The 1,279-nt window shown below is 44.4% G+C and carries 2 protein-coding genes; both read right to left on the reverse strand.

Translation table 11 applies throughout. The features are described from left to right. Positions 1-325 (reverse strand): hypothetical protein (locus A3735_RS04850; protein ID WP_156499410.1); only part of this gene is annotated, 325 nt, incomplete at its 3' end. Between the two features lie 231 nt (positions 326-556). After that, positions 557-1,171 (reverse strand): 2'-5' RNA ligase family protein, encoded by a 615-nt coding sequence (locus A3735_RS04855; RefSeq protein WP_068552615.1) that lies wholly within the window; start codon positions 1,169-1,171, stop codon positions 557-559. Between the last annotated feature and the right edge of the window lie 108 nt (positions 1,172-1,279).

A 1,279-nucleotide genomic window follows, 5' to 3' on the forward strand; every position in this document is an offset into this window, starting at 1 on the left:
AATTATGAACATTTTGGCCAATATTTTCTTCTTGGCTGTCTGCGCTGATAATGCCACTTGCCTGTTCCACCGGGAGCAAGCGGGTCATGTCATTTCGTGCCGTTAAGGCTTTAACAATACGCCTTAAATTAGCTGTGTTAGCATTGGTTTCATTAGCGATAAGTAGCGTGTCTTGTATATGCTGGGCAATTATATTGCTTTCACGCTCTAATGTTCGCTCTGCGTGATAAGAGAATAATAGCGAGACGGACAGCAAAAATATCGTGCCAATAAGGATACTTGGTATCGCTAACTTGAAGGATAGTGATGTAGTTAGCTTATTCATTTACGTTTGTTGCCACGTCAGTATATGCCCAGTGCTATTCAATGAGGTTAGGGGCTAGGCAATTGACTGATATGTGTCAGGAGTGTGCTGACGTCGATAATTGCTTCGTTAAAGCTTGCCCCTCCTTAAAAATAGCATAACTGTGCATTTTCGCCGTAAAAATGGAGGAATAATTCTTAGGGATAGATCGGTTTTCTTGAGCTATCAGCGTTAACTGAGAGTGTTATTGCGTTATGAAAGCGGGAGCTTGTGTCTTATTGTGATGTTTCCCTGGATTTCTTTGGTCTGATAGGTGCAGTAGCATAGGCTTTGTACGCTTAGACTTGGGAGGACTGGCTGTGTATAGCCTGATAAGTGGCGCTGTAAGGTGCTGAGTGAGTACGACTGTTTATAAAAGCCCAAAGTAAGATGAGGGTGGTAGTCGCGTGCGGGATTATCCTGACAGATAGATTCCAGTGTACCGCGTATCTTTAGAAGAAGAGGGTGCTTGTTTATCGAAAGGTAGGGGGCTGTCTCGAAACTGTCTAGGCCTAGGCTTTCTAGAGAAAAGGGCGAAAGCTTTAATTCTTCAAGCGCTCTGATTTGCCGGGCGAGCTTCTCTTCGCAGAAGTGAGCAGGATCCACCAGTCCGCAAGCAGATAAAGTGATGTGAGGTGCTCTCTGGTAATCAGGTAGTACTAGTGTTTTGACATGAGCGCGGGCGCGTTGGAAGGCTTTGAGCCAGTCTTCTTGCTGAACCACTATTGCCCAAAAGCCGTAATGCTCAATACCTTGATGCCAATTAAGCGGGTCATGCGGGCTAACTGCAATGGAATTCTTTGCCTGAGAGGCAGAAAGGTTTTGCATAAGTGAAATAGGTCAGAGTGATATGGAAGTTCTGAAATAGTTTAATTAAAGCGCGAGTGTTGGTGCAAATAAATATCAATCCACACTCACAATGCCAGTATCTGAGCT

The sequence above is a fragment of the Oleiphilus sp. HI0061 genome, assembly GCF_001635675.1.